General features: G+C 68.2%; 8 protein-coding genes and 1 pseudogene. 2 read left to right on the top strand and 7 right to left on the bottom strand.

The window, feature by feature from the left end; all coding sequences use genetic code 11:
• Positions 1-10: 10 nt before the first annotated feature.
• The 4 genes from ACFV9D_RS03430 to ACFV9D_RS03415 all read right to left on the bottom strand — a co-directional run bounded on the left by ACFV9D_RS03430 (position 11) and on the right by ACFV9D_RS03415 (position 4,725).
• A complete protein-coding gene (locus tag ACFV9D_RS03430) occupies positions 11-1,177 on the bottom strand; it encodes a monodechloroaminopyrrolnitrin synthase PrnB family protein (RefSeq protein WP_385140148.1) in 1,167 nt (388 codons plus the stop codon).
• Positions 1,178-1,453: 276 nt separating this feature from the next.
• Positions 1,454-2,899 (bottom strand): MFS transporter, encoded by a 1,446-nt coding sequence (locus tag ACFV9D_RS03425; RefSeq protein WP_385140145.1) that lies wholly within the window; start codon positions 2,897-2,899, stop codon positions 1,454-1,456.
• Positions 2,896-4,308, bottom strand: coding sequence for a 4-hydroxyphenylacetate 3-hydroxylase family protein (locus ACFV9D_RS03420; RefSeq protein WP_385140142.1), 1,413 nt, complete (start codon positions 4,306-4,308; stop codon positions 2,896-2,898). Before ACFV9D_RS03420 ends, ACFV9D_RS03425 begins: the two co-directional genes overlap by 4 nt.
• Positions 4,309-4,473: 165 nt before the next feature.
• Positions 4,474-4,725 carry a GntR family transcriptional regulator gene (locus tag ACFV9D_RS03415; protein ID WP_385140461.1) on the bottom strand — a complete coding sequence of 84 codons (252 nt, stop codon included), beginning with the start codon at positions 4,723-4,725 and terminating at the stop codon, positions 4,474-4,476.
• 157 nt (positions 4,726-4,882) lie between these two features.
• Between ACFV9D_RS03415 and ACFV9D_RS03410 the strand changes: the two genes are divergently transcribed.
• Positions 4,883-5,200: a hypothetical protein gene (locus ACFV9D_RS03410; protein ID WP_385140139.1), complete on the top strand. Its 318-nt coding sequence runs from the start codon at positions 4,883-4,885 to the stop codon at positions 5,198-5,200.
• Positions 5,200-5,520, top strand: coding sequence for a hypothetical protein (locus ACFV9D_RS03405; RefSeq protein WP_385140137.1), 321 nt, complete (start codon positions 5,200-5,202; stop codon positions 5,518-5,520). Before ACFV9D_RS03410 ends, ACFV9D_RS03405 begins: the two co-directional genes overlap by 1 nt.
• A gap of 118 nt (positions 5,521-5,638) precedes the next feature.
• Here the strand turns inward: ACFV9D_RS03405 and ACFV9D_RS03400 are convergent, their stop codons facing one another.
• The 3 genes and pseudogenes from ACFV9D_RS03400 to ACFV9D_RS03390 all read right to left on the bottom strand — a co-directional run bounded on the left by ACFV9D_RS03400 (position 5,639) and on the right by ACFV9D_RS03390 (position 12,591).
• On the bottom strand, positions 5,639-6,265 hold the full coding sequence (locus ACFV9D_RS03400) for a hypothetical protein (RefSeq protein ID WP_385140134.1): 627 nt from the start codon (positions 6,263-6,265) through the stop codon (positions 5,639-5,641).
• A gap of 25 nt (positions 6,266-6,290) precedes the next feature.
• A pseudogene (locus tag ACFV9D_RS03395) lies at positions 6,291-7,340 on the bottom strand (RHS repeat-associated core domain-containing protein); the annotation flags it as partial.
• On the bottom strand, positions 7,240-12,591 hold the full coding sequence (locus ACFV9D_RS03390; protein ID WP_385140131.1) for an RHS repeat-associated core domain-containing protein: 5,352 nt from the start codon (positions 12,589-12,591) through the stop codon (positions 7,240-7,242). The gene ACFV9D_RS03390 and the pseudogene ACFV9D_RS03395, both read right to left, overlap by 101 nt.
• Between the last annotated feature and the right edge of the window lie 328 nt (positions 12,592-12,919).

Raw genomic sequence — 12,919 nt, 5'->3', positions numbered from 1 at the left:
CGGAACCCCCTCAGCCCGCCGAGGCGCCGGTGCCGGCCCCCGACCCGGTGCCGGCCGCCGGACCGCGGTCGGCCCCCGACCCGGTCCCGGTCCCCGCCCCCTTCCCCGCGCTGCTCCCCGCCCCGCTCGCCGAACGGGCGCCGGTCGCGTGGCGCACCATGGTCTCGTTGTCCCGGGTCAGGTCGAGGATCGAGCGCAGCAGGGCGATCGGGGCGCCGCCGCTCCCCTCGTCGTACAGGCGCAGGTCGTCGGCGTAGGCCTTGCGGGCGATGCCGATGTGGCGGGCGCGGAAGGTCTTGAGGATCTTCAGCACCCGGCCGAGCGCGAGGGCGGAGGCGGCCAGTTGCGGAGGCAGCCGTTCGATCGTCTCCCAGCTGACGGCCGCGGACAGCTTGCTGACGGCGGAGACGCCGCCGGCGTGCCGGTCGTGGAAGTCCCGCCAGGACGGCAGGCTGTACGGGAGGGAGTCGGCCAGGAACCCGTCGTAGGCGGGGTTCGAGCGGTCGCACTGCCAGAGCGTCAGATCGACCAGCCAGAGCGGGACCTGGGCGGCCGCGGGGCCGAGGTAGGTGCGCCCGGCGACGTCGATCTCCTCGAAGTAGGGGCGCAGGGTGAGCGCGAAGAACTCCGGGCTGACATGGGCGACCGTGTGGTCGATGGAGTCGACCATCGACTGGACGTGCTGGGCGGTGCGGTCGAGGGCGACCGCGAAGCCGGGGTCGTACGGTTCGAGCCGGGCGAGCCGGGAGCAGGTGTCGAGGGCGGCGACGAGACCGGGGAACGCCATCCGGACGGCTTCCTGGAGATGGGCCTCCATGGGATGGCCGGTGTACGTGCGCCGGCGCGGGCCGGGCGGGTTCCAGGTGGTGTAGTGGTGCACGGTGTCGCGGGGCACCATGTCGGTGCGGCGGCCCAGGAGTTCGAGGACCGGGAGGACTTCGGGAACGGCGGCCACGGGCTGGATGCCGTGACGTTTCAGCGAGCCGAGCAGGATGCCGAGGTCGCGCATCGCGGCAAGCGCGTCGACCACGCTCCACTCGGCGGCCCGCTCCGGGTCGGGGACGAGCGTGCGCAGGGCGACCGTGAGCGCGGGCGTATCGGCGTCGGCGTTCATCGCGGGCACCGCGGCGAGCAGGGCGTCGGCGCCGAGCGGGTCGGCGGCGCGTATCTCGGCCATGCAGTAGCGCGGATCTCCGCGTTCCTCGAGCCGGGGCGCGACTAGGTCGTACAGGGCCAACGGAATGCCCCCTCTATTTGGGGCTCGTTCGCCTCCGGGCACCGCTGGGGTCCCCCCGCCGGAGGCAGGGGGAGTGTGTCGACGGTCTGTCGTGCTCGGTCCTCCCCCGGACTTCGTCCGGGGTCCCCCTACGTTCCTCGGGGGCTGAGCACGACCTCCCTTTCGACACCCGCGGCGCCCTTCGGCTCACTCGCCAGGTCTACGTGGTCAGCGTGTTCACCGTGGTTCAGCCACCCGTCCACGGCGTGGCGGCGCCGTGGTGGGCGTGGGCAGGCGCAAGCGTACGGAGATCATCGTGGCGGCGGCGGCGAAGGCCGCCCCTACGAGCAGAGCGGCCCGGAAGCCGTCGGTCTGGGCGGCCGCGGTGGCTGATTCGGTACGGGTGGCGGCGACGGCCACGAGGACGGCGAGGCCGAGGACCGCGCCGAACTGCTGGCTGGTGTTGACCAGTCCGGAGGCGAGTCCTGTCTCCTCGGGGGCCGCCTCGGCCGTCGCCGCCACGTTGGTGGTGACCATGACGAGCGGCAGGGCGGCGCCCAGGAGAAGGCTGGGGGCGAGGACGGTGGTGAGGAAGCCGCCGTCGGGAGTGAGCGCGAGGGCCAGCCAGAGGGTTCCGGCGCCCAGCAGCGCGAAGCCGAGGGTCATGGTCCGGGTCACTCCGAGCCGGAAGATCAGCCGGCCGGTCTGCGGGGCGACGGCGACGACCACGAGGGAGAGGGGCAGCAGGCCGAGGCCGCCGCCGAGGGGTGCGTACCCGAGGACGCTCTGCAGATAGACGCTGACCAGGAAGAACATCGGGAACAGCGTCATCTGGGCGAGGGCGCCGAGGAGGTTGGCGCGCCGGAGGGCGGAGCGGGCGAGGACGGCGGGGGGCACCAGGGGCCGGGCGGACCGTGTCTCGACGAGGGCGAAGGCGCCGAGGAGGGCGAGTCCCCCGGCGCCCGCGCCGAGGGTCGGCGCGGACAGCCAGCCGGTCTCGGCGGCGCCGACGAGCGCGTAGGCGACGAGCCCGAGGCCGCAGGTGCCGGTGAGGGCGCCGGCGAGGTCGAAGCGGTGACCGCCTTCGGCGCCGCGGGAGCCTTGGTTCCCTTCGAGCACCTGGAGGGCCAGGGCACCGAGGAGCAGGGCCGCGAGGACGTTGAGCCAGAGCGTGGAGCGCCAGCCCAGGAGGTCGGTCAGGACACCACCGAGTACGGTCCCGAGGACACCGCCCAGGCCCCCCATCGCGGCGAAGGCGCCGAGCGCCTTGTGCCGGGCGGGCCCGTCGGGGAAGAGGACGAGCAGCAGCGCGAACGCGGCGGCCGCTGCGAAGGCGGCGCCGACGCCCTGGGCGGCGCGGGCGGCGACCAGGACGTCGGCGTCCGGCGCGAGCCCGCCGACGGCGGAGGCGACCGCGAGCAGCCCGAGCCCGGCGAGGAACACCCGCCGGTGCCCGAGCAGATCGGCGGCGCGCCCTCCGAGCAGCAACAGCCCCCCGAAGGTGATCAGATACGCGTTCGCCATCCACGAAAGACCGGCGGCCCCGGCCCCGAGGTCCTCGCCGACGGAAGGCAGCGCGACGTTGACGATCGCGGTGTCGAGAATGAGCAGCAACTGGGTGGCGGCGAGCAACGCGAGCGCGCCGCGCGGGGCGGAGGTGGCGCTCGCCGGGCGCGTCCTCACCGCGTCGTCCCGAGGTCGTAGCCGTCCAGACAGCTCTGGGCCAGGGCCTCGCAGTCGTCCGCCGCGCCCGCCCAGGTCTGCATCGTGAGGTAGACGTGCGGGGCGCCCTGGTAGAAGCGTTCGTACTGTTCGTGACGGCCGGCGAACTCCGTGCCGAGCGCGTCCCAGGCGAGCTTGAGGAGCTTGAGCCGGCCTTCGGCAGGCTGTCCGGGCGTACGGAAGTACTGCCGCACGAGCTCCCCCAGTTCGGGGTGGAGCAGCTCGCGGGCGCTCGCCGGGGTCTGGAGGATCGCGCCGCCCGCGAGCAGCTTGATGTCCTGGACCGCCCGGGGGTACAGCTCGCCGGCCATGATCCGCTGGGCGAAGGAGATGTCCCGCCCGGGTCGCACCCCGCCCCGCCCGCCGTCGACCGGCTCCCACGACGCCTCGGCCGCGAGGACGAACGCCTTGGCCTGCGCGACCATGCCGAGCAGCCGTCCGATCGCCTGGCTGACCGGCGGCAGCTTCTCCGTCCCATTCGACCGGGCGATGAGGATCGCGAGGCCGGTGAGGAACTCCAGCTTCGTCCAGAAGCGGGTCGCGGACTGGTGCACGAAGTTCAGGTACGCCGGTGTCTCCCACCACATCGCGGCGGTCGCGGACACGTCCCGGTAGGTCAGCACCCGCTCCCACGGCACGAACACGTCGTCGCAGACGAGCAGCGCGTCGTTCTCGTCGTACCGGGAGGAGAGCGGATGGTCGAAGACGGACCGGGCCCGCTCCTCGTACGAGGTCCGCGAGATCAGCTTGAGCCCGGGAGTGTCGACGCGGACGGAGAAGCTCAGGGCGCGGTCGACGTCCTCGGGCGCGAGCGGCTCGATGGTCCCGACGAGGATCTCGTCGGCGAAGACGGCACCGGTGCCGATGGTCTTGGCGCCGCGCACCACGATCCCGTCGGCCCGGTCCTCGACGACGCGGACGTTCTCACAGGCCGGATTCGTGATGGTGAACGCGCAGTGCAGTCCGCCCTCGGCGAGCCTGCGGTGGTACGCGAGGGCGTTCTCGGCGCCGTCGAAACAGTCGGTGGTGAAGACCTCGGGCGCGGCGGCGAACCCGGCCGCGCCGGACGCCATGTAGTCGGGCGTCCGCCCCAGGAAGCCGTAACTCGCCTCCGCCCACACCTTGTACGCCCGCCGGCGCGCCACCAGGTCCTCGTACGACCGCGGCACGGCGTACGCACGGTGCACCCCACCCTTGACGAGGGCGGGCGTGTGCGGGGAGTCGTGGGCGAGGTCGAAGAGCCCGGCGAAGGAGGCCGCGGTGGCTCTGAAGGCAGGGTGCGTGGTGACGTCCTTGATCCGCTCACCATCGAGCCAGATCTCGCGCCCGTCGCGCAGTGCCTCCAGATACTCCTGCCCGGACCTCGTCACGGTGATATCGCCTCTCCTCGTGGGTCACGGCTGTGCCGATCGGCTGTGCCGGTCCCGAGCCTTCACGGCCCGGCCCCCACGAGGCAATGAACGTCCGTCCAGCGGTCCTTAAGAACCGGCCAGTCAGCTTCCGTTCATGTGGCATTTGTGCAGTTCAGCGCGCGACTACCCGGTGGTGCTGCCACCCTCCGACGACTTCGCGACGAACGACCCCAGCCCGGGCTCGGTGTAGATCAACCCCTCCTGGCGAAGCGCACGGTGCACCTTCTGCCCGGTGGCGCCGGCGATGCCGAACTCCTCCTGGATCTGGATCACTGAGGGAATGCGTGTCCCGGGTGCGTACGTGCCGTCGGCGATGCGCTGCCGGAGCACGGCGGCGACCTGACGCCATCGGGGCTGGTCGGGGGCAAATTCCATCACAATCGCCACGCTAAGCAGACCATCGCACATCAGGCGAGAGATCCCACACCTAGCATGCTATAGCTCACTACGTGTACGCTCCCCAGCACAGAGGAACCCCGGCGAGGTGGCTAGACCTCCCGGGGCACGGCCGATCTGAATGGAGCAGACCGACGTGAAAGACCTTATCCGTGCCCTCGCGCTATGGGCGAGGCTGCTGCTCGCGCCGAGCCCCAGCAACCGGCACCAGACGCGCACCATCGCATTCCGCCCCGCGACCCAGCCCTCGCACCAGGCGCGGCCTTCCACCCCCCGTTCCCCGTACGGGCTCGACGTGCCGCTGGACGCCGACGAAACGGCCATGGTCCGGCCGTACCTTCTCGCGCACGAGCGGCAGGCGCGCCAACTCCAGCGACGCCTCGCCCTGGTACTGGCGGCGGACTTCGGCATCGACCTGGACACGCTGGACGTGCACGGGCTGGGGGTGGCTTGATGGAGGGCACATGCGAGGTGTGCGGTACGGCCACAGGCCCATTGATCACGGTCACGACGGCCGACAAGGGGCGGCGCCAGATCTGCCACCCGTGCGCAGCGGCCACACCACCGCCCAACCCCCGCAAGCCGGTCCGCATGTGCGTCCGCTGCGCCCGGATCACCACAACCCCGATCACCGTCTCCGAGGTCCACCAGGCGTCCGGCCCAGGCTTCAACGTCTACGCCTGCCCCGCCTGCGCGCCCCACTTCCCTCCGCTCCCCGACGCCCTCGACCTCCTCGCGACCGGCTGGCGCAAACGAGAGCGGCGCGATCAGTAATCACCGGCAGTGGCCCACTGCAGCGGTGGTTTGACTCGACATTCAGCCCGGACGCATCGGAGCGTCCGGGCTGACCGCCAGCAGGAGACTGAAGAAAGCCCCGAGGACCCCTCAGGCGCTATTTAGAGTCGGCCCGAAAACGCTGGCGCACCCAATCTACCAATGGACCGAAGGCGCCGTTTCGTTCCGCCTCAGCAAGCCGCTCCTCTAGCTCTGCTGATGTCATGGAGTCCATTCCCAGGAGGATCTCGCAAAGATCTTGCGACAGGGCGGAGACCCCTGGTCGCGTCGGCTCAAGCAGCTCAGCAAGGAGCAACTCACGATCCAGAAGGCGCACCATCTCTGGAATCACTTCACGGCTCAAGCATTCTCGAAGTACGGATCCGCATTCCCGCTCCGCGCCGACCCCATACGACCACATCCTCCGCAAATACCCATCATCCTCCGAATCATAAGAGAGTTCGTCAGGAGGAAGGATGAATCGGGTGATGAAGGCGCCGGTCCTATCAACAGGTCGCACGGACTCACCGTCGTACCTGCTGACCCAGGCCCAAAAGACGGCAGGGATAATGCAGTAGGAGACCCCAAATACAACCTTATGCGAATCTATGCGAAGCTCCTCAAAGAAGAGAATCGCGGTATTACCGGAGCTTGAGGTCACTTTGAAGTCACTGCCCGCCCGCACCAGGCGGTGATCCTTTGCGGCTGGAGCAGCGTAATCACGAAGGAATGCTTTTATACTCACGGAGTACACTCCAATGTCCAAACGTTCACGCCGCAAGTCCGAAAAGCTGCTGCGTCGCAGCTACGCCGGTAATCGTAGCCGCTGCAGCGCCACCCTCGCCTACAGCCACACCTCCCGCCACGAGGACCCCGGCACCCATAACGATCATGGGAACGAGTATAGGGTCGAACCCTCCATTCGACGCCTGAGGGATCGTCCCGAGGCCCGGCTGGTATGTAGTGCCGGGATACGCGCCTGGTCCCGGGGCCGCGGAGGGTTGAGGGACAGGCTGAGCGGTCGCAAGTGGCGCAGCCCCCATGGGGTTAGTCGTCGGAACTCTGCTCCATTTCCTGTTCCCAGGCTTCCCGTAGATCACCGCACCTTCCTGTGGCCCAATAACAACATATCCGTTCGCTACACGGTAGGGCCCTCCGATCGTCCACCCCAGAACGGCCTTCATGCCGAGGGATCGCATACGGCTGACGTACCATTGCGCTTCGCGGACTGCTATGTTCCACTGCCCCACCGACTTCACCTCCCACACATACCAAACTCCGTGCTTCGCGTCGTATCCAAGAATATCGGGCTTTCCGTAAGAGCAGTCAGCACCTGGATTCTTCCCTGGATACATACAGACCTTGCTCGCTCCAGCGATGTGCATATTTGTCTCAATCTGCAGGATCACGCCAAGCTTCCTGGCCTGTTTCTGAATTTCCGCGATCGCTCTGGCCTGAGCCAGATCGTGGGTCGTTGTTTTGTCTCCGTAACGCCCGACGGGCGCGGCTGCCGCAGCCGCAGTCCCGCTGCCGTTCCCGTTCCCCGCGCCGCCCTTTCCGGGGTCAATGCCGTCGCCACTATTGCAAACATTGATGTAACAGAGGTCACGATTCGGGTCCGAAGGTCCGTCATCTGTACGAAGGCCGCTCGGGTCCGATGTGGTGACGGGATTGCTATTGGCATAGCCGTAGCCGTTGAGGGACTGAGGCTGGTCCGGGCTAAGCAGGGGGTCGACGCTGATGAACTGGCCCAAGGTGGGGTCGTACTCGCGCGCGCCGATGTGAGTGAGGCCCGTTCCGGTGTCGGTGGGCTTGCCGAGGAAGGTCTTGTCGTCGGGCCAGATGCCGCTGGTGGTTCCGCGGGCGGCGCCGAAGGGAGTCGTGTAGCGCTTGGTCAGGGTCTGGGCGGTTGTCTCCGGTGATGGAGAGGTTGCCGGTGTTGTGGTGGTCGGCGGCGAGGAAGTGGAGCTTCTCGGTGCCGGTTTCGTTGGTGCGTAGGGCGATGGTGGAGCCGGCCACGCTGTAGTAGCGATTGGCCCACTTCTTGGTGCCCTTGAGGTGGACTTCGGTGGAGCCGAGGTAGAGGACCATCTCACCGCTGGCGCCGGAGGCGCGGCGGATGAGGAGTTGTCCGTCGGCGTCGTAGAGGTAGTCCGTTGCGGCGGTGCCTTCAGTGAGCTTGGTGAGCTTGCCTTCGGCAGACCAGGTCAGGGACTGGGTGGTGGTGCTGCCGGCAGCTTCGGCGCGGGTGGTGGTGTTGCCCGTGTCGTCGTAGGTGTACTGGGTGGTCTCGTCGGTGCAGTTGCCGTCGGTCGTGGTGGCCGTCAGCGCGTGGGTGCGGGTGGTGTCGTAGCAGTAGGTGCGGGTGACGGGGGTGGCGGTGTTCTGCTTCTCCGTTGCCCGCTGGCCTGCTGAGTTGTAGGTGTAGGAGGTCCAGTAGGGGGCGGCTCCGCCGAGGTTGGCCACGGTGCGGCCTGAGGTGGCGCAGTCGGCGGTCTTCGGGGTCCAGGCCTCGCTCAGGCGGCGCTGGCCGTCGTAGGTGAAGCACTGGAAGTCGGCGCCGTTGCCAGTGTTGGCGTGGTCGAAGGTTGAGGTGACGTTGCCGGCGGGGTCGTAGGTGTAGGCGGTGTCGCGTACCGGGCCGCGGGTCTGGTCGTCGACGTCCGCGCCGGTCAGGCGGCCGGTGCCCTCCTCGTAGAAGTTGGTGAGGAAGGCCTTCTTGGTGCCATTGGCGGTGGAGGTGCCCAGGGTGAGCTGCTGGACCTGGCCCAGGTCGGTGTAGGACGCGCCCAGAAGGTAGCCGGATGTCCCCGAGAGACCGATGGGCAGGCTGAGGCCGTTGTAGTCAGTGCTGACGATTTCCTGGGCGAGACCACCGGCCGCCGGCTCGGTGACGCTGTTGACCGTGCCGTCGAGGCGGTAGTCGACCTTCGCCGTGCTGGTGGCGGTGACCGCACCGGAGGTGACCAGCGGGTCGTCGGCCGGGAGTGTCAGCGTGGTGGTGGTCGGCCGACTCATGGAGTCGTAGGCGGTGACCGTCTTGGTGTAGGCCTTGCTAGCGGTCTGGCCCTTTCCGCCGGTGTAGCGGATGGAGGTGTCGGGCAGGCCTTTGAGGAGTGAGTCGTAGGTCCACTCCGCAAGGAGGTTGGCATCGCTCTTGCTGTTCTGCCACAGGCCGGTCTTGCGGCCGATCTCGTCGTATCCGTAGACGAGGAGCCGGCCTTCGGCGTCCTTGGTGGTCTGGATCTGGTCGAGGTCGGTGTAGGCGCTGGAGGCAGTGCCCTTGTCGGGGTCGGCTGCCGTGTCCTGTCGGCCGTAGAGGTCGTAGGTGTACGACCACTTCGCGCCGTCGGGTCCGGTGATCTGCTTCTGCTTGCCGTCGCGGAAGTAGCCGTTCTTGACGGATGTGTAGGAGGTGCCGAGGGTCGCGCCGTAGGCGGTGTCGTCGGGCTGGGTGCTCGCGTAGGTGCGGGTCTCGGTGGTGCGGCCCAGGGCGTCGGTGATGGTTCGGGTGGCGGTACCGCCCTGCTGAGCAGTAGTGGCCACGGAGTCACCGGTGTAGGTGGTGACGACCGGGGCGAACTTCTGCACGCCCTTGACCAGGAGTGTGGACTTCACTTGGCGGCCCAGGCCGTCGAACTCCAGCTGAGCCTGCTGGGGTGCGCCACCGTACTCGGCACGGGTCCAGGTGCTGTTGGGTGCGGTGGTGGAGTCGAAGATGTCCGCGTAGGTCTCGTAGGCCAGGCCGCGGTCGTTGTAGCGGGTGTCGGTCAGGATGCGGCCACCGTTCGGGGCCGGGGACTGGGACTGGAGCGGCCGGAGCAGGGAGTCCACCAGGCTGTAGCTGGTGGTGTAGGTCTGGCCGTCCGGCTTGAGGGTGGAGACCGAGGTCCAGGAAGGAACGTTGGTCTGGTTGATGCCGTAAGCGAAGGTCGCGGTGGCGGTGGCGCCTCCGGACTTGGAACGGTTGGGCGCCCAGGTCGCGGTGACACGGCCCAACGCGTCGTAGGTGTACTCGGTCCGCTTGAGGTTGGCGTCCAGCGTGTGGGTCACCGAACCGCGCGCGGGATCGTAGTAGGTGTAGGCCTTGTGAGCCTGGCCGTTGGCGAGCGTCGGCTTGGTGACGATCACCGCGGTGAGCGGGCCCGCAGCGGCCGGGTAGTAGGCCGTGGTGGTGACCTTGCCGGCGGCGTCAGTCACGGTGAGCGGTCTGCCGAGCTGGGCCGTCGCGCCGTCGTAGGTGACCTTGGTCAGCGTCTGCCAGCCGGTGGGATCGCGGTCGGCGGTGCTGCCAGCGACGGCGGCCGGGTAGCCCGTCGCGCGGCCAGTCCAGGTGGGAAGGCCCAGAGTCGGGGTCTGGTCCGCGGTCCAGCCGGTGGCACCGGTGTTGTCGTAGACCGTGGCGGTGTCGGACAGGACGTCACCGCGCTGATCCGGAGCCTCGGTGCTCGTGTACTTGTGCGTGATGCCGGTGGGCATCTTCATCTGGTCGTCGGTGGCCGAGCAGGCCTGGCCCACGGTGCGGGTGCGGGAGACCAGGCCGATCAGGCCCTTGGCGTCGTTACGGGCGTACCAGGTGCGGGTGCAGGTCTCGTCACCGGTGGGCGACCACTCTCCGTGGTTGTCCGTGCGGATGGCCATGCCATAGCCGTCATAGGCGTGGCTGACGGCAGAGGTGCGCCACTTCTTGGCAGCGGTCAGGTAGGTGTCGGTGTATGCCCGTGCGGTGCGGACATAACCGGCCTTCACGTGTGCGTACGACTTCTGCTGACTGGCGGTCTGCTGGTACCAGAAGTTGTTGACCTTGTTGCCGACCGCGACAGTTCCGTCGTAGGTGATCTGCTGGCGCAGTTGACCCGCGTAATGATCGCTGTCCGTTATGTCGGCGACGTTTCGGTTGTCACTAGTGGTTCCTGCGACATTGTCCAGGTCGATGCCCGGGACGGTGACGCTGCGGGTCAGCGGATTGCCGTTGGCGTCCTTCGCCTTGAGTCGGTCGCCGTGCATGCCCTGCATGTACTGGCTGACGGTCTTGGAGCGGGTGGCTCCGACTGCTCCGGTATAGGCGGTCACCTTCCGGTAGCCGCGCCAGGAAGACCAGGTGCGCTCCTGCTCCTTGGTGAAGGGATCGTCGTTGTAGTGCCAGGCAGGGCCCTCGTAGGTGTAGGCGTGTTCCACGTTCGGGCTGCGGCCGGCCGGATCGGCTGTGTTGACCGCGATCACCCGGTACTTGTTGAACCAGTCCAGCTCCGGGTCGCCACCGTTGACGGGCCAGTACACCGGGTAGCAGGAAAGGTTGTTGTCGTCCTCGGCCGCCGGCATCTTCGAGCCGCGCACGCACTCGGGTTCGGAGAGCGCGACGGTGGTAATGGCGCCGGTCTCGGAGGTGACGGTGGAGATCCGTGGGCGGGTCAGCGGCACAACGTCGTCGCTGGTGGAGTCCACCCGGTTGGCGCGCTGTTGGTAGGTGAAGCCGATGGTCGGCAGGTCGATTGCGGCGCCGTTCTTCCCGGTCCGCTTGAGCCCGGTCAGGGTCCATACCTGGTCAGAGCTGTTGCCGATGTCCTGACCGTCGAAAATCTCCTGGGTCAGGGTGTAGGAGTCGACCGGCTTGAAAGCGTCGGGCTCGGCGGCCGTGGACCACACGTGCGTGTGGATGGCCGAAAGGATCTTCCGGGTGAAGAACGCCGGACCGGTGGCCTTGCAGTCCGCTTCGGTGGACGAGCAGATCGAATCGAAGGGGACGTCGGGCCACTTGTCGGCGGTGTCCGCGGTCAGCGTGCCGCAGCCGCTGCCGCTGTCCTTGCAGCGTTCCTTGTAGTCGAAGGTCACCTTGCCTGAGACGACTCCGGTGAACAGGGTGGTGGAGCGCTGACCGTAGCGGATCTCGTTCAGGTGGCCGCCGCGCGTGTACGAGGCGAGCGCCGTCTTGTCGCCGTTCTTTGCGTAGTAGTTGGTGTCGGCCGTGTACCAGCGGGTGGAGGCGTTGCCGTGGACGTCCTCGATCAGGTCGAGGTTCCAGCGCCATGCTTGCTGCTTAGCACGGCCGACGAAGGAGGTGCCGGAGGAGTAGCCGGGTTCGCCCGCGTCATCGCCGAAGACCGGAACGGTCCATACCGAGTTGGTGCGTTCGCTGCCTGCGCCTGCGAGTTTGTTCAGGCCGAAGGTGTAGGTGGTGCCGTCACCGGTGACCACCTTCCAGTACTCGCCGGCGCCATCGACGGAGGCATCTCCGTCGTCGCCGTTGTCGGCGCCGGTCGTGTGGATGACCTTGGAGGCGTTGTCGTCCTTCATCCGCCACTGGCCGCTGGTGTCGTCCTTGACCAGCTCGGTGGCCTTGCCGTTCAGGACGAGGGAGGCGTTCTCGTACTTCCAGCACTGGTCGTTCTTGTCGGTCTGGCCGTCGTCGTCGCACGAGCCGTACTTGCGCTCGATGTACGAGGAGGTCAGGTCGAAGCCCTCGCCGACCAGGGAACCCTGGTTGTTGGTATTCGCCGTCCGGCCGTCGATACTGCCCGAGTCGTAGGACAGCGTCAGGGACGGCGCCGGGCCGGCTGCGGCCGGCGGAACCGCGATCGGGTAGGACCAGGTGAACGCGCCCGAGGAGCCGCCGGCCGCCCAGGAAGAGGAGCTCGACAGCGGGGTCGCCTTGTAGTCGCCCGCGCCCTTGTCCGAGCCGCCCGTCGTGGTGGCGGCAAGGGCCAGCACCCGTGGAGCGGCATCGATCCGCGCCAGACTTCCTGTGACCGTCTGCTCCTCGGCGCTGTTCTCCGAGGGAACCGGGGTGGCCTCGCGGCACTCCGCCTTCTGCGGTGTGGTCAGCGCACACGCGGGCAGCGACATCAGCCCCAGACGGGTGGCCCAGGCACCGCCGATAGCGGAACCGAAGGTGCTGTAGTCGACCTCTACTTCGGCTGCTCCAGGCTCTTGGGCAGCCACTGTGAACAGCACACCGGTGACGCCGGCAGCCCGTGCCGACTTCTGGTCAAGCACCTTCACAGTGGTGGTACCGGACGCGGGGTGCTGCACCAGCCGGGCCGCCCCCGTCCCCTCCGCACCGCGCACATCCACCAACGCGATGCTCTCGGGCGCGGAAGCAGAGCCCAGTCGGCCAGTGAGTGTCTGTGCCTTTGGCCAGTTACTGCGGGCACGCTCCTGCTCAGCCATGGCTGCCAGCTGACGGTTGGCCGCTCGCTCTTGTGCGACCTTGGCACGTTCCTTCTTGGCACCCGGCTCGGTGACGGCATGCACCTTCACAGGCGTGGACGCGGGGACTTCCGGACGTCCCGGAAGCTCCGTGGCCTGCGCCAAAGGCACCAGTGGGGTGGGTATCGACAGCGCGAACGCCAGTACGCCGATCACGGCGCCTTGGCGTCTGCGCAGACGCGTACGTCTGGAC

The sequence above is a fragment of the Streptomyces sp. NPDC059875 genome, assembly GCF_042731085.1.
Lineage (GTDB): Bacteria > Actinomycetota > Actinomycetes > Streptomycetales > Streptomycetaceae > Streptomyces.
The sequence above is the reverse complement of the archived record's forward strand: the minus strand, read 5'-3'. Positions and strand labels throughout refer to the sequence as shown.

Bases quoted from the DNA above. Each gene is read 5' to 3' on its own strand.
- ACFV9D_RS03430 (WP_385140148.1), bottom strand. From the start codon at position 1,177: ATGGCCGAGATACGCGCCGCCGACCCGCTCGGCGCCGACGCCCTGCTC.
- ACFV9D_RS03415 (WP_385140461.1), bottom strand. From the start codon at position 4,725: ATGGAATTTGCCCCCGACCAGCCCCGATGGCGTCAGGTCGCCGCCGTG.
- ACFV9D_RS03405 (WP_385140137.1), top strand. From the start codon at position 5,200: ATGGAGGGCACATGCGAGGTGTGCGGTACGGCCACAGGCCCATTGATC.